This window comes from Mycobacterium sp. (assembly GCF_019247635.1).
Classification (GTDB): domain Bacteria; phylum Actinomycetota; class Actinomycetes; order Mycobacteriales; family Mycobacteriaceae; genus Mycobacterium.
Genome location: NZ_JAFBAR010000044.1, coordinates 1 through 18893 on the forward strand (window position 1 = coordinate 1; position 18893 = coordinate 18893).

Genomic DNA, 18893 nt, shown 5'->3' on the forward strand with positions numbered 1-18893 from the left:
CGCCGGGGAAGCCGCGGTATGGCGAACGTCGTCTCAGGTAGTACCGCAGGGCGGGTGCGAGCAACCGCAGGAACCAGCGCCGCCAGCCGACTTTGACTCGCAGCTCGGCGTTCATCGCGGACAGCGAATGGTGTTGGTAAGCAAGGACATCCTGCGCACGTTGGGTGTCCATCCAGTCCGTCGCGTACCACGTCGTGTCGTCGTGGGGATCACCCGGCCGGCCGGGCGGCAAGGCGCCCACCAGACCCATCGCGGCCGCGGAGTCCGCTCCGATACGCGCCTGCGTTATTCGATGGGTGCGGTCCCCGCCGATCAGGAAGACCTCGCGGACATGTTCGGTGACCGTCGCCGCGGTGAATGCCTGCGCGGCGTCACGCACATCGACGGTGTGAATGCGCCCGTCGGACGGCAACACCGCCTCGAACAAGATCAGGTCACCGTGGATGGTCCAGCGTGGTTCGGCGGTGAGCACGGCGCCGAGCCGCAATATCACCCAGTCCAGACTCGAGGCTGTCACGTGGCGTTCGGCCAGCGCCTTGTGCGCACCGTAGAGCTCGGTGGGACATACCGGAGTCGACGCCGTCAACAGTGTGTCGGTGCGGTGAGGATTTCGCGCCCCGTACACCGCGATGCTGGACGCCTGCACGAACCGAGGCGGGGTTGGCATTGTCGAGGCGGCCTGTATCAATGCGGCGGTGGCCTCGACGTTGACCGCGTGCGCGAGTTGGCGCCGCGCATAACAGAACGGGGGAATGATGGCCGCCAAATGAACGATGGCCGTCGGCGCGGCGGTCTCGATCAGGGTCGCAATGTCCGCCGGCGATGTCAGATCGGCCCACCGTACCTCTACACCGGGCCGCGCGGTGAGCGCTTGCGCGCGTTTACGATTGGCGGGCAGATCGAGGTCGGTCGCGATGACCCGGTGGCCCTGGCCCACAAGCGCGGTTCCCACCGCGCTGCCGACCAGACCGAAAGCCCCAGTAACAAGGACACATTCGTCGGTCATGTCAGTCCTCCCTCAAACAGAGCCGAAAGTCGGCGTGGCAGACCAAATCGGCTGGGTAGGCGCCGCGCAACGTCCCAGGTTTCTGGACAGGTGTCTATATTTGATCTCGGCAGTAGCGGTTCAGTGGCCCACGGGAAAGGCCGGCGGCAGCGGGCAACGATGCTGCTAGCCGCGATACTGGCATTTCAGGACGCCTTTTGCAATCATGTTGGCACTGAGGCAACCGGTTTCCTACACTGGACCGGTGTCTAGACATGCGGCCAGCCCTGTCAGCCGGGTCAGTGCCGTCGGAGGTGCCCGCCGGTCGGATCGACGACCGGAGCAGACGATCCGCAAAGTCCTGAGCGCCGGGTTGGAAGAACTGCGCGAATCGTCCTACGCCAACTTGACGATGCGCGCCGTCGCCGGCCGCGCCGGGGTGTCTTCCGCCAGCGCCTACACCTACTTTCCGTCGAAAAGCGCACTGGTGGCCGCTGTATATCTGCGCTTTCTGCGGGACCTGCCGTTGCACACCGATGTCAACGACACCACCAAAACTCGGGTGAGCGCGACCATGCGCGACATGGCGGTCGTGGTCGCCGACGAACCCGAGTTGACGGCCGCGTGCGGCGCCGCCCTGATGGCCGACGATCCCGCCGTTGAACCGCTGCGCGAACAGATCGGCGAAGAAGTGTCCAGGCGGATCGGTGCCGCCTTGGGGCCGGGGTGGCCGCGTGCGGTGAAGTCCACACTGCAGATGACGTTTGCAGGGGCATTGATGACGGCTCGGTTCCTCACCTATCAGGAGATTGCCGGGCAGCTTGACGAGGCGGTCAACCTCATTCTGGGGGCATCGGTCGCCTGAAAGGCAAGCGGTCCAGATGAATTGGCCAGCACGTGACATGGGCGCGGCGGATACCTGGACACCTGTCCATGGCGGCTGCCGGATCGCTGCACACGTCGGCCGGCGTAGAGCAGGGCCCGCTCAGAACTCCGCAAGAGACCGACACCGCGGGCGCATCTGCTCAACACGCCGTCAGCCGTGCGACAACCCGTCGCGCCAGGTGATCATCTCGCTGAGAACGCTTAGGCCATAACCTTTTTCGGTGGGTTTGACATGCGCGGTGAACAAGTTGACCCCGTCCTTGTGATACAGGTCGGCCTCCGCCGGACCTTTCCAGGCCACCGCCCGTTCGATGTCCGACTCGTCGCGGCGAGCGCCTTCGGTGTAGCGCTTGAGCAGGTCGTTTTTGCGGTGGAATTCGTCGAGGGGCTCGAAACTGTGCCAGATATCGGCGAAACCGGCCACCAGCGGCAACGTCTTGGGTTCATCCGATCCGCTGATGAGGATCGGGATGTCGCACCGGCGGCGGGACGAGGTGAGCCAACCGATGCTCGATACGAGCTAACCCATCCACGAACAGTCGGAGTCGATCCGCCGGACTCGGATACGCGTATCCGTATGCGTGTAGTCCTTTTCGTACCAACCTGTGCCGAGCCCGATGATGAGCCGACCGCCGCTCATGTGGTCGACGGTGCGGGCCATGTCGGCCAGCAGGTCCGGGTTGCGGTACCCGATCCCGGTCACCAGCAGGCCGATCTCCGCGCGGCTGGTGACTTCGGCCCAGGCCGCCAATGACGTCCAGCCCTCGAAATTGTTGACGTCGTGCTGGTCGGGAAGCAGTCGCGGGCGGCCGCCGTGGATCTCGACGAACGGCTTGTAAAAACGTCGTAGCCGAACATGGCGTCAGCGCCCATCGCCTCGGCGTCGAGCACGGCCTGACGCCAGGCCGGGTAACTCGGAGCGCCGCCGGGCCACAGTCGAACACCGACTCGAGGGGGGCGATGCATGACGGTCGAATCTCCTTGAACTGGTGGGTAAATCGGGGGGATCAGAAGATTGAGTCACCACGGGGGACGCGCAAGCAACCGCGACGCCGATTCAACGTGTTATAGGCCTGCTACCTTCCGGCGTCTACCTCTGCCGGCGATTCCGGCCGACGCCATTGGTACATGCAACCGCACAACCGCGCTGCACTAATGCCCCGACGTCATCTGAATCTGCGATGGTCCCATTAAGAAATGTGCTGGCGATGTGCGCGAGCCTACGGAGGCCGGCGCACTGATCGGCATGCTTGCGCGCCTAGGTCAGCTGGCAGCCGGTCCGAGGCTCACGAGTCGGCTGCGTCGTGGCCTTCCACCCGGTCGTCACTGCACTCCAGCAGTTCTTTGAGCGCTTGGGGGAATCCATCGGCGATGGCCCACAGGTCCGGAAGCAGGTCGGGGCAGGAGATGATGCCGACGCCCAGCTCCCCGTTGAGTGACATCACGGTGATGTTGAGCCCCGCACCGCCGAGCAGCGGGCCGAGCGGATACATCGACTCGATGCCGCAACCGAGAAAGTACAACTCGTCCCGCGGGCCGCGCACGTTCGACAGGATCATGTTGTACACGGGGCTGTTGGTCAGCGGAATGCGCGGCAGGATTCGCATCGCTGCACCGAACATCGTCTGGCCCCCGAACTCGGTCCAATCGTGCAACAGTGTGGGTCCCATGGCCGCGGTGTGGTCTTTGGCGTGAGTGTTTCCCGCGGCGGTCGCCCGAATTCGCTCGGCGGGGTCGCTGATCTGGCTTTCCACCCGGCAGAACATCCAGGTGGTTTGGTTGCGTCCGGGTCGATCCGACTGTTCGCGCACCGACACCGGCACGGTGGCCACCAGCGGGGTGTCGGGCAGCTCGCCGCGGTCGAGAAGGAAACGCCGCAGCACCCCGGCGCACAACGCCACCACCACGTCATTGACGGTCACCCCGAACCGGTTCTTGACCCTCTTGACGTCCCGCATATCGAGCTTGGTGTAAGCGACGTTGCGATACCGGGTCAACGGGCCGTTGAACGGAGTCGGGGGCGCCGAGAACGGCGCGGCCATTGTCCGGCCTTCGCGTGCGCGCAGCACCGTCTGCGCCACGGTGAGCATCGTCGCCGGCACTACCGTCGCCAACCGCAAGGGCCGCTTCGCGAAACTCATCAGCCCACTGACCGCGATCTGCAGCGTGCTGGCCCGGCCCGCGCCGCGGACCGGCCGCGGAGGCGGCGCATCGGGCCGCGGGCTGCACAGCTGCACCAGCAGATTCGCCCCCGCCACCCCGTCGACCACGGCGTGGTGGACCTTGAGCATTACCGCCACGGTGTCGTCGCGGGCAACGCCCTCGATCACCCACATCTCCCACAGCGGACGGGCGCGGTCCAGTGGCAACCCCGCGATGTGCCCGCAGATCTCGGCCAATTCGCGATGCCCGCCAGGGGCGGGCAGGGCCACCCGACGCAAGTGGCGTCGCAGCTGGAATTCCTCGTCATCGATCCACACCGGGTGGTCCAGGTTCAGCTGGGTATCGGCGAGCTTCATCCGAAATTCGGGCATCGCCCGCACACGCTTGCCCAGCGCATCCCGGAAGTGGCCATACGTGTAGCCGCCCGGCATCGTCGAAGTATTCAGCTCCACCACGCAACACACATTCAGCGGCTGCGTCGGGGTCTCCAGGTAAAGGAAGAATGCATCAAGCCCGCTCAGTCTTTCCATAGCCGCCCGCCAGAGTGGTGAGTTCAGATTGCCCCCCGGCCCGCCCCGTCACTTGAGCCGGATGCGATCGGCGCCGATCCGGTGCCGCCCGCGGCATGAAAAATGCTGGTACACGGATATCCAGTCGCCACGCGGTGCAAACATTTTCTGGTGAAGGCAGGGTCGACTCGCGTGCGTGCTCACCGAGGTCGAACCGATCGGGGGGCGGCTTCGTGTCACCCATACAGGCGCCGTCGAGCGCAGCGGGCAGGAGCCGCGGGGAGGGTCATGACCGGCGAGACCAAACGCACGCACGTGACTGGGCTGACCGTTGAGCTCCGCGATGTGGTCCGCGAGTACCGGGTGGGTGGGCACGGCGTGCGCGCGCTCGACGGGATATGCCTGCGGCTCGACGGCGGAAAGTTCGTGTCGGTGGTCGGCCCATCGGGGGCGGGCAAGAGCACACTGCTGCATCTGCTCGGCGCGTTGGACTCCCCCGACGCCGGCACGATCGCGTTCGACGGGGATGAGATCGGCCGATTCAGCGACGAGCAGCAGTCGGCATTCCGCCACCGTCGGGTGGGGTTCATCTTTCAATTCTTCAACCTGTTGCCGACCTTGTCGGCGTGGGAGAACGTCGCGGTGCCCAGGCTGCTCGATGGCGTGCGGCTGGCCAGGGCCAAACCCGACGCGATTCGGCTGCTGGAGCGGGTCGGGCTGGGCAACCGCACGCAGCACAGACCCGCCGAGCTGTCCGGCGGCCAGATGCAACGGGTCGCTGTGGCGCGCGCGCTAATGATGGACCCGCCGTTGATCCTGGCCGACGAACCGACCGGGAACCTCGATTCCAGCACCGGCACCTCGATCTTGACGCTGCTCGCCGAGGTAGCCCACGAGGAAGGTGACGGCCGCCTGGTAGTGATGGTGACCCACAACGCCGCGGCCGCGGCGGCCACCGATCGGGTGATCACCCTGCAGGATGGCCGGGTCGGGTCGGACGCGGCGGCGGTACTGAGGTGAGACCCGGCTCAGCGATAGCCGCCGCGGCGAGCCGGGTGCGGGTGTTCGGCCTACGCGAACTCGCCGTGCATCGGCGCCGCACGCTTGCCTCGATTACTGTAATGGCCGTCGCGGCAATGTATCTGGTCGCAATCATCGGAATATTCGGATCGATAACCGGATCGGTCAACCGGCTGGCCAATGGGATCGCGGGTATCGCCGCGCTGGAGGTGTCCGGTATCACCGATGCGGGGTTCCCCGACACCATAACGGCTGACGTCGCCGCGGTGCCCGGCGTCGCCGCCGCGGTGCCCATGATCCGGACGTCGACTTCCACGCCGTTGGGGCCAGTTCTGCTGCTGGGTGCCGACGCGAAGATCGACACGCTGGGCGGTGCGTTGAAAGATGCTGTTGGACAACAACAGCTGACAGCGCCGACCGGGGCGCCCAACGGCGTCCGCGTCGGGCCGGGCGTCGGGTACACAACAGGCCAGACGTTCCGGTTGGGCTCGGGCTCGGTCGAGGTCACCGACGTGCTGCGGGGCAAGCGACTCGCGGACCTCGACGGCGGACACTACGTTCTCGCCCCGCTTGCGCTGGCGCAGAACGTCACTGGGCGCGACGGCCAACTGGACTCGATACTGATCACCACGAAACCGGGTACTGATCTTGGCACGGTCCGCGCTGCCGTGGCCGCGGCGGTGGACGGTCGGGCCATCGTCGCCGACCCGAGTATGCGGGCCACGCGGGCCGGCGACGGCGTCAAACTGATGAACTACATGGCGCTGACGGGCGCGGTCGTCGCCCTGATGGTCGGTGCTTTCCTGATCTACACGACGATGACCATGGCGATCACCCAGCGGCGGCCAGTCATCTCGATGCTGCGTGCGATCGGCGGCAGACGAGCCACGATTGTGCGCGACCTGCTCGCCGAGGCCGGGATTCTGAGCGTGATCGGTGGGACACTCGGGTCTGCGCTCGGAATCCTTCTGGGCCGCATCGCGATTGGCCGATTGCCTCCGGCCATGACTCAGGGCCTGGAAGCGCGGGTCGAGTATTGGCTGCCCGACTATGCGATACCGGCTGCCGTCGTGGCCACCGCGGCGACCAGCGTCGTGGCATCGGCGATGGCGGCGCGGCAGGTGTACAGGGTCTCACCGATCGAGGCGTTGGCACCCGTCGGCGCCTCGGCGGCGGACCGAGTGCCGCGATGGCTGCGTATCGCGACGGGGTTGGTCGCCAGCGCGGTGCTTGCTCTGTCAATCCTGGTGGTTGCCAGCCAAAAAGGCGTATTGACGTTCGTCGCGCTGTCAGCCGTGTTCTGCGCCGAGGTCGCCTTGGGCTTCGCGCTGAGCAGTCCCATGGTCAACGCCACCGGCGTGACGGCCCGCATGTTCGGCTCGGTCGGGGCCCTGGCGGCGGCGACGATCCAGCGGGCACCGCGCCGCGTGTGGGCCACCGTGATGACGGTGGTCATTGCGGTCGTCACGACCGTCACCATCACCGGCACCAACGCCGACATGATCCGATCGGCGCGCAGTATCTTTGCGCCCGTGGCCGATGTCCCGGTGTGGGTGAGTGCGAATGCGCCCGACAGCTACCCCACTGACGCTTTGCCGCAAGGACTTTCCGCAAAAGTGGCGGCGGTGCCGGGGGTGGCCCGCGTAACCGAGGGAGCCTTTGGCTTCGCCGAGATCGGCGGCACCCGAGTGATGCTCGACGGGTTTGCCTCCGGTAGTGCCGATCCGCTGTATCGATCGCTGGACCAGAAGGTGCGAAACGACGTGCTCGCCGGGCGGGGCGTGGCGCTGTCCGCGAATCTGGGCAAGGCCCTGCATGTCCGGGTCGGCGATCGCTTGCGGATGCAAACCCCGCACGGCGTGCGGGAGAGCCCGGTACTGGCGCTGGTCCCGTACTTCTCGACGGTCATCGGGACGGTCGGAATGAGTCTCGATCAGATGCGCGCGTGGTTCGATCGCCCGGCCGCGACGTCGCTGCAGGTCGCGGCCGCGCCCGGGGTGGATCCCGAGCAGCTGCTGGCAGAGGTTCGCCGCGCGGTGCCCCAACCGAACCATGTCTATGACGGCCGTCGGGAATTGGCTGGCCTGGAGGCCCCGATGCATCAGAGCATGTTCATCGCCAACGCCGTGTGGATCATCGTCGTGTTCGTCGCTGCGGTCGCACTTCTCAACACGTTGACGCTCTCGGTGCTTGAGCGTCGTAGGGAACTCGGCGTGCTGCGCGCGATGGGGTCCAGCCGGCGGTTCACCGTGCGGATGGTGCTGGCCGAGGCGGCAGGCATCGGCGTGGTGGGCGGCGTCCTGGGGCTGCTGTTCGGTCTGGCGGACCAGTGGATGTTCAGCCTTGTCAGCGGCGACATGATGAATTTTCAGGTGGTCTTCCGGCCGAGCCCCACGGCGCTGGTCTTCACCGTCGGGGCGCTGGCGCTCAGCCTGCTCGGTTCGGTGCCACCCGCGGTACGCGCCGCGCGATTAAACATCGTCGAGGCGATCAGCGTCGAATAACTCGACCCCGGATCAGAATCCAAGCGGCAGAAGTGCGGTGAACAAGGGGGCCAACGGGTCTGTAATCGGCAGCGCTATGGAACTATTCAAGAACGGCAGCACCGGACTCTGTAACCCGATTATTGTCTGACCCGGCGACCCCAAACCCAATGTGGGTTCGGCCCCAGACGTCACGGTCCCGGTGAAAAGCGGAGTCGAGATGGTGGTCGCCACGAAATTATCGGCATCCGGGTTAGCCAAAGATGTGGTGGAGAGGAAACCCAAATTGGTGGTTTGACTCATCAGGCCCGGGTCGCCGGCGACCGGGTTGGTGACCGGGCTCAGACCCAACGCCCCGGCCAGTTCGCCGGCCAGATTGCGCAAGGACTGTTGCCACGGTGCCAGTTGGGTGGCGGCCGCCGACGCCCCGGAATGATAGCCGGCCATCGCGGCTACATCCTGCGCCCACATCTGCTCGTACTCCGCCTCGACGGCCGCGATCGCGGGCGCGTTCTGCCCAAAGAGATTGGACATCACGAGCTGCACCAGCCCGTTTCGGTTGGCCATCACCAGCTGCGGGTGGATCGTCGCGCTGAGCGCGGCCTCGAACGCGTCGGCCACCACCTGCGCCTGTCCCGCCGCCCCCGTCGCCCGGGACGCCGCCGTGCCCAACCACTGCGCGTACGGTGCCGCCGCGGCCGTCATCGCCGCCGCCGCCGGCCCCTGCCATGCCTGCCCCGCCAAACCGGACGTCACCGACGAAAAGGACGATGCCGCCGAGGCCAACTCGTCGGCCAACCTGTTCCAGGCAGTGGCCGCGGCCAGCATCGGAGCCGAACCCGCACCGGAAAACATTAGCGTCGAATTGACCTCGGGCGGCAATACCGTGAAATTCATTTGCGTACTCCCTTTTGACTCGTTTCCACTACTCACCGACTACTTTGGCGAATCCCTGCAAATGTGGTTTGCACGGGAATGGCACCGGGGTTCGAATGCGGAGCAGCATGGAGGTGTCGAATCCGGCCGCGGCAATGGAGTCGACGGTTCGGCGGTTCGGCTCACAACCGGCCGCCATACACGACCACGGCTTGGCGATCAGATCCTGAAAACGACCCGTCGCGCCCTCACCCCGGACGTGCTCGAGCACAACCAGCGTGCCCCCGGGCGCCAGCACTCGTCGGATCTCGCTCAGCGTCGCGGCAACGTCGTCGACCGAGCACAACACCAACCCAAGGTGGACCGAGTCGAAGCTGTTGTCCGGGAACGGGATTGACTCGCCGATTCCCTCTACGATGTCGGCGGCGATGTTGTGCCGACTGGCTAGCCGAGACGCCATGCGCCGGAATGTCGCCGCCGGCTCCACGGCGGCGATCGAGGTCACCGCCGGCGGCACGAACTTCAGATCCGTCCCCGGTCCGAGCCCGAGCATCAGCAGCCGGCCGGTGGCATGCGCGATCGCCGCGCGACGATAGCGGTTGTAGAAGAGCCGATCGAAGATCGGCTGACCGAATCGATACACGTAGGGGAACAACGGATTACCGCGCGCTCTCTGCATCCAGATCCAATCGGAATGGGGGGTAGTCATCACGCATCAGCGAGACGTACACCGCAACCCGGTAGCGCCACCGGACGATGCCGAGGAGCAGATCGAACATGCCCTGCGGGGTCCTCCCGGTGCACAACAACGTCACCGCGGCGATCACGCAGAGCGCCTGCAGCAGCGGTTCCATTGCCCAACACAGCAGTATCTGCGGCAGCGCCAAGAGCCACCACTTCACCAGCACGGCCCAATTCGTCAGCCGCTCCGGGTAGTCCACCTGCAGATCGCCGGGGTAGTCGGGCCGCGAGGCCAGCGTGAAGGGCGGGTATTTGTCCGTGCTGTTCATGGGAAATCGGAAATTCATGACGCGCCACGACCAGCGCAGCACACCGACGTTGAAGTCAAAGATCGGCCGCGGGTACCGCCCGGTGAACAGGATGGCCACGCCGGCAACGATGGTCAGCACCGGATACACGAGGTACAGAGCTATCAACAGCGGATAGTGCGGCACCGCCAGGATGCACCACTTGACCAGCCAGAGCCAGCGGCGTGGAGCATCCCACCGGCACCGCACCCTTACCGGGTCGTAGGCGTCGCTCATGGCCCCTGCCCCGAAAAACACGATCTTGTCGTCGTTTTCGCCGCCATCGCGACGTCGTGGCTGATCTGTGCGGCCATCCGGCGATGACTTGTCCGGCGCAAGAACTGGGTCAGCGCCCAGGTGTGCACTCGGTCCGGGATCAGCGTGGCCGGTCGCAGCGCGGCTTCGCCGTGGGAAACCTGTAGGGACGCCACCCGCGACACCGCCATCACCTGGCGCCGCCTGGTCTTTTCGTACCAGCGCAGCGCGGCCGGGAGGCCGCCGCCGCCTGAGCCCAGATTTACGAGCGCCTTGCGCAACACCATCGTGTCGAGTAGGGCCTGATTGGTGCCCTGCGCCAGGGTCGGCGGCATCGTGTGTGCGGCATCGCCGAGCAATGTCATCGGGCCGTGGCCCGGCCGGACGCTGCGGTGCCGGAAATGCGGGTAGGGCGAACCGGCCAGATCGTCGTCGGTCAGCGCGGCGAGCACCCGATCGACCGAGTCGGACCATCCGGTGAAGTTGGTCCGGATCACCTCGATGGGACGCTGCGGCCTGACAAAGTCGCGACACCACGGTAGGTCGAACCACCACTGCAGGTCGCCGCCACCGGCGGGCCAGAGGCCGAGGTTGCCGCGGTCACCGATGATGACCTGCGCGACGCGCTCGTCGTCAACAATGCCCGGAAGCGTGGCCAGGCCCTGCCAGCTGCACCAACCGGTCGGCTCGACGTCCTGTCCGGGCTGCCTGGCCTGCCTGGCCTGGCGGCTGAAGGCGTCCCGAACCGTCGAATGCAGGCCGTCGGCGCCGATCAACAGGTCTCCGCGGACTGCGCTGCCGTCTTCGAATTCGACCCGCACTCCGTCGGCCGTACTAACGACCCCGCCCGCACGGCAATCGCACCGGATGCGATCGGTGGGAAAGCCCGCCAATAATCGCTGCAGAAGAACGCGCCGCGGCACCATGCGAACCGGCGCGCCAAGCCTTTTCGCCATGGTGGCCACGTCCAAGCTGGCCAACGCGCGGCCGGTGGACGTCAGCACCCGGACCGTGGACAGCGGCTGACCGGCGCCGGTCATGTCGACGCCCAATTGATCCAGTACCGTCGAGCCGTTGGACCAGATGGTGACGGCGCCCCCGCCCGCCCGCATGTCCGCCCGCCGCTCGAAGACGGTGACGTCGTGTCCGTCCCGAAGCAATCCGCGAGCAACCGAAATGCCGCTCACCCCGCCGCCGACGACGAGGACCCGAAGCGGCCGCGACGGCGCTCGATACTCCGAATCTCGGTAGTCGTACATGTCAGGAAGTCAGCTTCCGGAACCCTCGAACGGTGTCACTCTTCTGGATACGTAGGTCGGCGCCAGTTAGTTCACCGAAATCCAAGCCCGCGCTCGGACCGTTCCATGCCGCGCCGTTCCATGCCGAGCAGACGCAAAAGCACGCGACACGCCGAGGATTTGGGTGCTTTCGCGTCTGCTCGCCGAAGAGGCCTTAGCGGCTGATCATCGCGTGCAGGTCCTCGACCGACCACGGATCGGCGTCCTGGTGATCGCGATAACCCAGCACCTTTGGGGTTGGCCGGCCGAAGCGGCCGACGAATCCACCTGCGGCAACAAAGATTTCACCCGTCACATCACACGCCAGATCGCTGGCGAGATATGCATAGATCGGGGCGGCGAACTCGACGGGCGGGGCGTCCAGCGAGGCTCGCATGGTCATTTCGTCCAGCACTCCGCGCCGATGCAGGTCCTCGATGTGCGCCTCGTACTCGGCTCCGGTGGACAAGCGCGTCTTCGCGCCGGGGCACACCACGTTGGCGCGCACGCCAAGGGGCTTTAGTTCGGCGGCCATGGCCATGGTCAACCCGTTGACGGCGCCTTTGCCAGCCGGATAGCCCGTGCCCCCGTAATCGCCGAGGAACGCCACCGAGCCGGTGTTGATGATCGACCCGTGGCCCTGGGCGGCCATGACGGGCGCGGCGACCCGGCAGGTGTGAAATGCCGTGCCGATGTGGGCGCTCATCAGGCGGTCGAATTCCGCCGGTGAAATGTCGAGAATCGACGAGCGGGGCGGCTCGGGAACGCCCGCGCAGTTGATCAGCGCATCCAGCCGGCCGAACGTGGTCCGGCATTCCTCGACGAGTGACGCGGCGACACCCTCGTCGTCCGCGGCTCCAGGTAGCGCGACCGCCCGGCCGCCGCGCCCGGTGATGGCCGCCGCCGTCTCCTGTGCCGCATCGGAGTCACGGCCGTTGACCACGACGGCGGCCCCGAGGTTGCACAGAAGTTCGGCAACCGCGCGTCCGATGCCACGGCTGCCGCCGGTCACCACCACCGCACGCTCGGCGAGCAGGGTGTGGCTGCTCATCGGCTCTCCTCCCGCCTGCCGGTCACGTCGTCCGGGCGAACAGCGACGAACAGTACCGAGCCGCCGCGGAAAAGAGAACTGCCGAGCCCAGAACGGCGGGCAATGTACTGTGCGGTTCGGGATCAACGGAAGCTCGAGAGGAGCAGGACGCGATGAGGCTTTCGCAGGCACTGATCGCCGCCGCGCTGGCGGCGACGACGGCAACGGTACCCGGCTGCAGCAACAAAACGACGCCATCGACGACAACCTCGGGCCAGGCCACCTCGGCGACATCCACGGCGAGTTCGGCAGCACCGACCTCGTCGGCCCCCGGCCAGCCGACCGACTACACCGGGCTGCTGATCAAGGGGTCGGACATCGAGTCGCCCGAGCCCTTCAATTCCAGCCCGCCAACCCAGAATCCCAACGGGCAACCCGGGGTCGCGACGACGTTCAGCGTCCAGGACGGCTCCCGTGTCATTCACGACACCATCCAGGTCCTGGCCGATCCCGGCGCCGCGACCGACGCGCTCAACGCGGCGAAGGCGGGCTTCGGCAAAACACTGAAGGATCCCAAGATCGACCAGACCAACGTCGGCGCCGGCGGCACGACCGCCTTCGGCAATACCGTCGACGGCGCCCACGGTGAGGCGATTCTGGTGTTCACCGAGGGTAGGGCGGTCGTGACGCTGGAATTCGCCGGACCGCCCGACTTGGCGCCGCCGCCCGACTTCGTCAACGACGTCGGCCAGAAGCAAGACGCGGCCGTCAAGAAGGGCCTCGGTGGCTGAGCCGGCTCGCGCTGACGGTGTGCCCTCGACCGGCAAGGCCCGCACGGCGGTGCTGGTCCTGCCCGGCTGAGCCGTACCCACGACAACCGAGAAACCGGAGTAGCGCCGATGGACGACGGAATTCACGGACACTGCGACCAGAGGTTCGCCCAGGTCCGCTCCGCCCTGGCCGACAACATCGCCTCCGGCGAGGAGGTAGGCGCCTGCATCACCATCGACATCGACGGTGAACCCGTCGTCGATATGTGGGGCGGCTTCGCCGATCAGGCGCGGGCTCACGCGTGGACCCAGGACACCATCGTCAACGTCTGGTCGTCCACCAAGACCGTCACGAGTCTGGCCGGTTTGCTGCTCGTCGACCGCGGATTGGTCGAGTTGACCGCGCCGGTCGCCGCCCACTGGCCCGAATTCGCCGCAAACGGCAAGCAGGACATCGAGTTTCGTCATGTACTGGCGCACACGTCGGGCGTTTCGGGCTGGGACTCGCCCTTTGCCACGGAGGACATGTACGACTGGGAGAAGTCCACTGCGGCCCTTGCGGCCCAAGCGCCTTGGTGGGAACCCGGAACCGCGTCGGGGTATCACGCACACAATCAGGGCCACCTCATCGGCGAGGTCGTGCGGCGCGTGACCGGGCGGTCGCTCAAAGAATTCGTCCGCGACGAAATCGCAGGGCCGCTCGGCGCTGATTTTCAAATCGGTGCCCGACGCACCGATTACGGCCGCATCGCCGAGATCATCCCGCCGCCGCCGCTCGAATTACCACTCGAGCTGCTCCCCGAAGACAGCCCGATGCGCAAGACCTTCAGCGGACCACCGCCCAACGCCGACGCGGCCAACACGCCGGCCTGGCGCGACGCCGACATGGGCGCGCTCAACGGGCACGGGAACTCGCGGGCGTTGGCCACGGTGTTATCAGCAATTTCGTTGGGCGGCAAGGTGAATGGCGTGCAGCTCGTCAAGCCGGCGACCGTCGAGCTGATCTTCGAGGAACAGGCCAACGGGGTCGACCTGGTCCTGCCCGCCCCGATGCGATGGGGCGTCGGATATGCGTTGGCCAAAAACAAGGCACTCCCCTATTTGCCCGACGAGAAAATCTGCTTCTGGGGCGGGTGGGGTGGGTCGATGGTGCTGATGTGTCCCGACCGTCGCACCACCATCGCCTACGTCATGAACAAAATGGGGCCGGGAATCCTTGGTTCGGACCGGATGGCGACCTACGGGGCGCTGATCTTCGACGCGCTCCCGGCCAGGTGAAGCTGATACCCGTCGGAGCTACCGAAAGGTGCTCAGGTACGGGCCGAGCTTGTTGAGTTCGTCGGCGAAACGGCGATAGTCGTCTGCGAAGCTGTTCGGCCCGATCGCTTGGCACGCTTTCACGGCCGCGTCGATCTGACCCGACAGGTCCTTCAGCTTCGCCGTCACTTTGGCGTCCGGGCCGGGCAATAGGTCGGTCAGATCGCTGTTGACTTTGGAGATCTCGGTGCATTTGGCGGCCGTGCCTTTGTAGTCGAATGCGGTGACTGAGGTCGATAACCCCGTCATGGCGGCTATCAGCCGGGTCATCGATTTGTTCAGTCGCGTTTCCCACTCGACGAGGTGCTCGGTGCTCCAACGGTCCGAAGCCGTGGGCGAAGGGGGCGCCCAGGACTCCTTGGGTGGGCTTGGGGTGAACGACGTGCGATCGGAGTTGTTGTCCCAGAGGACGCCGAAGTAGGCAATTACCGCGATTGCGACGATGAGCGGGGACGCCATGGCCGCTTGCCGCAGAGCTTTCGCCCACCGCACTTGGGGTGGCACCTGCGGTCCGGGCAGCGCTTCGGCGTATTTGCTGAGTTGGTTGGCCACGACCGCGGCGGTGCCCAGCAGCACCGCAGAGGACACGACGAGCAACCAGATTCCCCATCCGGGCGCTGGGTCAGCCGAAATGCCGAGCAGATTCGCCCTGGGGATACTCATGATCGTGATCAGGGTCCGGATCGCGTAGCTGAGGCAAGCCACGCCGGCCACGGCTACCGCCCAGGCCAGCGGCGCGGCCCAGCGCGGATTGAATGGGAGGCGCGGCCAGCACAGTTCGACGAGCAGCGCAACGCAGGAAACCGCCCCGAGAGCCAATGCGGCGGCGGCCCACTTCCCGCCATCCAGGCCGTTGATGGTTACGAGCGGCGAAGTCACCCACGGACCGGCGCTGCCGACCGCGACGCCGACACTCGCCGAGATGGCGGCGATCAAGGAGGGGCGATAGTAGGGTTCAGCGCCGGGCGGCCAACTGGACGTCGACGCCGAGGGCAGCTCATCCTGTGGCGGTTCTTCGGCGACGTCTATCGGTTCTCCTCCAGCATTGGCCCCGCCCACGTGGCCACGGATAGCGGCGAAACGTGCGTCTCGCTCGAGGTCCGGCGATTCTTCACTATGCCGTGCCCGCCGGTGCTGCTGCAACGTCGTGCCACGGGCTGAACCCGACACGGACGTGGCAGCGCAGCATTAAATAAACTACTTGATTTAACCCAGGAGGCGGCGTTCACTGAACCGGTGACCGCCGCACGAGCATCGCGCTCCGACAGGTCCACCGGCACGCGAGAAACGATTTTGTCGGCCGCCGAGCGGTTGTTCGCCGAGCGCGGCATGTATGCGGTGTCCAACCGGCAGATCAGCGATGCGGCCGGGCAGGGCAACAACGCCGCGGCGTGTTACCACTTCGGCACCCGCACCGACCTGCTGCGGGCGATCGAAAGCAAACACCGGGGCCCGATCGAGCAACTGCGCGCGCAGATGCTGGCCGACATCGGCGATTCGACCGACCTGCGCGACTGGGTGGGCGCGCTGGTGCGTCCCCTTACCGACCACCTGGCCGCACTCGGTGTCCCCGGTTGCTACGCGCGCTTTGCCGCCCAGGCGATGGCGGACCCGGTGTATCGGCACATCGTCACCAAGGACGCCCTCACCTCCCCGAGGCTGGTCCAGACAATCGAAGGCATCACCCGCTGCCTGCCCGACCTACCCCAGCGGGTGCGCTCCGAGCGCATCGTCATGGCCCGCAACCTGCTGATGCACACCTGCGCCGAACACGAAGGCGCGTTGGCCGAGCACGGGCCCCAGGCACGTTCCAGTTGGCCGGTGGCGGGCGAAGGGCTCATCGACGCGATCGTGGGGTTATGGCGCGCGCCGGTCCACGTCGGCCTCGCCGGCGGCTAGCCAGGCGCCTAAACCGGACAGCCAGGACCCAAGGAGTCTGATGACCGATACCACGACCGATGCCGCCACCGACATCCCCGAGTTTCCGATGCCGCGGGATCCGGGCTGCCCATTTGCTCCACCGCCGAAGTCCTTGAAGCTCAACGCGACTCGGCAGCTCAGTAGGGTCAGGATCTGGGATGGCAGCACGCCCTGGCTGATCCACGGGTACGAAGCGATACGCACACTGTTCACCGACTCTCGTGCCAGCGTCGACGACCGGCTACCGGGTTATCCGCACTGGAACGAGGGGATGTTGGCAACGGTGCATTCCCGGCCGCGGTCGGTCTTCACCTCAGATGCCGAGGAGCACACCCGTTTTCGCCGGATGCTGTCCAAGCCCTTCACGTTCAGACGGGTGGAAGCGCTCCGCCCCGCGGTGCAGCACATCACCGACGATCACATCGACGCCCTGCTTGCCGGCCCCAAACCCGGCGACCTCGTCAGCGGGTTGGCGTTGCCGGTCCCCTCCCTGGTCATCAGTCAACTACTTGGCGTGCCCTACGAGGACGCGGAATTCTTTCAGGCGCAGGCCCAACGGGGCATGGGACGCTACGCCACCGAGGAGGACACCGCACAGGGCGCGGCATCGCTGGCGAAGTACCTGGCCAAATTGGTGCGGGCCAAGATGGGCTGTCCCGCAGAGGATTTGGTGTCCGACCTCGCCGAGCGGGTCAACGCCGAGGAGCTCAGCGTCCGCGAGGCCGCACAGTTGGCCACCGGGGTGCTGATCGCCGGTCATGAGACCACGGCGAACATGATCAGCCTGAGCATCGCGGCCCTGCTCGCACATCCCGACCAGTTGGCACTGATGCGCGACACCGAGGATCCGAAGGCTATCGCACTCGCTGTCGAAGAGCTGATGCGTTACCTGAGCATCATCCAGACCGGACAGCGCCGTATCGCCATCGAAGACATCGAGGTCTGTGGCCAGACGATCCGCGCCGGGGAGGGCATCATCCTCGACATCGCACCGGCAAACTGGGATGCCCGCCAATTCAGCGAACCGGATCGCTTGGACCTCCTTCGCGACGGGACCGCACACGTCGGGTTCGGCTACGGGCGACACCAGTGTGTGGGCCAGCAGCTGGCCCGAATGGAATTGCAGATCGTCTTGCCCACGCTGCTGCGCCGTGTTCCGTCGCTGCAACTTGCGGTTCCGGTGGAAAAGCTGCCGTACAAACACGATGCACTTGCCTACGGCATTTACGAGCTACCCGTCACATGGTGAAGCCCGGCGGGGCCGGTCGGTGCCGAGCGTGTTGGGCGTCTACCGTAAACCCATGACGGCCACTGGGGGTCCACCCACCAAGCACCTCGCCGAGCTCGAACAGCGTGGCGTGCTCTCCGGATAACAACCCAAAATGCCAGGGAGACAACGATGTCGAGCGTGACCAACTCGCCTGCCAGCCGAGGCACGCCGATCGACATCCCCGACGAGCCGGACTGGGCGCGGATGCGTTCCGAGGTCGGCGCCCGCCTTCGGTCCGCGATGGCCGAACACCACGTCGACGCGCTGATCCTCTTGATGAACGGAAACGTCGGCTACGCAACGGGTGCCAGCTGGCCGCTGTTGGACGCGGGCCTGTCCCACGTGGAGCGACCGGTTGCGGTACTACTGGCCGACGACGAACACCCGCATCTGTTCATGCCGTTTCGCAGCGGAGCTGCCGCCGAACTACCGATACCCGATGATCACCTGCACGGCCCCGTGTATCTCGAATTCGACCGTGGCGTTGAGCAATTCGCTCGTATTGTGGCGCAGTTGATTCCGCCGGACGGACGCGTTGCCGTCGACGAGTTGACCGGCGCGATGCGGCGCTCGGCCGCACTGTTCGGATCCCGCCCCGTGTCGGATGCCGCGCTCGTGGTCGGCGCCGCGCAATTGGTCAAGACCCGCGACGAACTGTCGTGTCTTCGCCGGGCCTGCCGCATCACCGAGCACGCCATCGTGGGGGTACAGCAGGCGTTGGCACCGGACGTGCGGCAGATCGATCTTTCGGCTGTGCTGGTGCGTCGCGCCTTCGAGTTGGGCGCCACCACCAACATGCTGGAGGCCATCTGGCAAGTGATGCCGCGTTCTCGGCAGGACGGGGTGTGGACGACGCACGGCGATCTGGCGTTGCCGCTGCTGCCCACCGATCGCGCGTTGGCCGCCGGCGATGTGCTGTGGACCGACATCAGCATCACCTACGCGGGATACTGTTCGGACTTCGGCCGGACGTGGCTGGTCGGGGCGGAACCGTCGCCCCGCCAACAGGACCAGTTCCGCCGGTGGCGTGCCATCCTGCAGGCCGTGCTTGCGGTGACCAAGGCGGGTGCCACGTCCGGGGACCTCGCTCGGGCGGCGATCGCCG

The 18893-nt window shown here is 66.2% G+C and carries 15 protein-coding genes and 2 pseudogenes; 8 read left to right on the forward strand and 9 right to left on the reverse strand.

Translation table 11 applies throughout. The features are described 5' to 3' along the window. Positions 1-1006: NAD-dependent epimerase/dehydratase family protein (locus tag JO236_RS06475; RefSeq protein ID WP_293326344.1), on the reverse strand; the 1006-nt coding region annotated here is incomplete at its 3' end. Positions 1007-1211: 205 nt separating this feature from the next. Between JO236_RS06475 and JO236_RS06480 the strand changes: the two genes are divergently transcribed. After that, complete coding sequence (locus tag JO236_RS06480) at positions 1212-1850, forward strand: TetR/AcrR family transcriptional regulator (RefSeq protein WP_416362169.1); 639 nt, start codon at positions 1212-1214, stop codon at positions 1848-1850. 171 nt (positions 1851-2021) lie between these two features. Here the strand turns inward: JO236_RS06480 and JO236_RS06485 are convergent. Beyond that, positions 2022-2836, reverse strand: a pseudogene (locus tag JO236_RS06485) (LLM class F420-dependent oxidoreductase). 320 nt (positions 2837-3156) lie between these two features. After that, entirely contained in the window at positions 3157-4563 is a 1407-nt protein-coding gene (locus tag JO236_RS06490) for a WS/DGAT/MGAT family O-acyltransferase (protein WP_293326350.1), read from the reverse strand. A gap of 267 nt (positions 4564-4830) precedes the next feature. On the opposite strand from JO236_RS06490, the gene JO236_RS06495 reads away from it, so the two are divergent. Continuing rightward, positions 4831-5562, forward strand: a complete 732-nt coding sequence (locus JO236_RS06495) for an ABC transporter ATP-binding protein (RefSeq protein ID WP_416362170.1) — start codon at positions 4831-4833, stop codon at positions 5560-5562. After that, positions 5559-8066 carry an ABC transporter permease gene (locus tag JO236_RS06500; RefSeq protein ID WP_293326352.1) on the forward strand — a complete coding sequence of 836 codons (2508 nt, stop codon included), beginning with the start codon at positions 5559-5561 and terminating at the stop codon, positions 8064-8066. Before JO236_RS06495 ends, JO236_RS06500 begins: the two co-directional genes overlap by 4 nt. Before the next feature lie 356 nt (positions 8067-8422). Here JO236_RS06500 and JO236_RS06505 read toward each other — a convergent pair. The 5 genes and pseudogenes from JO236_RS06505 to JO236_RS06525 form a co-directional block, all read right to left on the reverse strand. Next, positions 8423-8942, reverse strand: a pseudogene (locus JO236_RS06505) (PPE family protein); the annotation flags it as partial. Between the two features lie 28 nt (positions 8943-8970). Then, entirely contained in the window at positions 8971-9600 is a 630-nt protein-coding gene (locus JO236_RS06510) for a class I SAM-dependent methyltransferase (RefSeq protein WP_293326355.1), read from the reverse strand. Then, a complete protein-coding gene (locus JO236_RS06515) occupies positions 9581-10159 on the reverse strand; it encodes a DUF4389 domain-containing protein (RefSeq protein ID WP_293326384.1) in 579 nt (192 codons plus the stop codon). The genes JO236_RS06510 and JO236_RS06515 overlap by 20 nt, the downstream gene beginning before the upstream one ends. A 23-nt stretch (positions 10160-10182) precedes the next feature. After that, on the reverse strand, positions 10183-11463 hold the full coding sequence (locus JO236_RS06520) for an FAD-dependent oxidoreductase (protein WP_293326358.1): 1281 nt from the start codon (positions 11461-11463) through the stop codon (positions 10183-10185). Positions 11464-11656: 193 nt separating this feature from the next. Beyond that, on the reverse strand, positions 11657-12532 hold the full coding sequence (locus JO236_RS06525) for an SDR family NAD(P)-dependent oxidoreductase (protein ID WP_293326361.1): 876 nt from the start codon (positions 12530-12532) through the stop codon (positions 11657-11659). A gap of 152 nt (positions 12533-12684) precedes the next feature. Here JO236_RS06525 and JO236_RS06530 point away from each other — a divergent pair, with 152 nt between their 5' ends. Next, entirely contained in the window at positions 12685-13302 is a 618-nt protein-coding gene (locus JO236_RS06530) for a hypothetical protein (protein ID WP_293326364.1), read from the forward strand. A gap of 108 nt (positions 13303-13410) precedes the next feature. Beyond that, the gene (locus tag JO236_RS06535) at positions 13411-14559 is read left to right on the forward strand and encodes a serine hydrolase domain-containing protein (RefSeq protein ID WP_293326366.1); all 1149 of its coding nucleotides are present in this window, start codon (positions 13411-13413) and stop codon (positions 14557-14559) included. Positions 14560-14577: 18 nt separating this feature from the next. On the opposite strand, the gene JO236_RS06540 is transcribed toward JO236_RS06535, so the two are convergent. Further along, positions 14578-15657: a hypothetical protein gene (locus JO236_RS06540; protein ID WP_293326369.1), complete on the reverse strand. Its 1080-nt coding sequence runs from the start codon at positions 15655-15657 to the stop codon at positions 14578-14580. 177 nt (positions 15658-15834) lie between these two features. Between JO236_RS06540 and JO236_RS06545 the strand changes: the two genes are divergently transcribed. The 3 genes from JO236_RS06545 to JO236_RS06555 form a co-directional block, all read left to right on the forward strand. Further along, positions 15835-16497: a TetR/AcrR family transcriptional regulator gene (locus JO236_RS06545; protein WP_293326372.1), complete on the forward strand. Its 663-nt coding sequence runs from the start codon at positions 15835-15837 to the stop codon at positions 16495-16497. 40 nt (positions 16498-16537) lie between these two features. Continuing rightward, positions 16538-17767, forward strand: coding sequence for a cytochrome P450 (locus JO236_RS06550; protein WP_293326375.1), 1230 nt, complete (start codon positions 16538-16540; stop codon positions 17765-17767). Between the two features lie 225 nt (positions 17768-17992). After that, a partial coding sequence (locus JO236_RS06555) for a M24 family metallopeptidase (protein ID WP_416362171.1) occupies positions 17993-18893 on the forward strand: 901 nt, incomplete at its 3' end.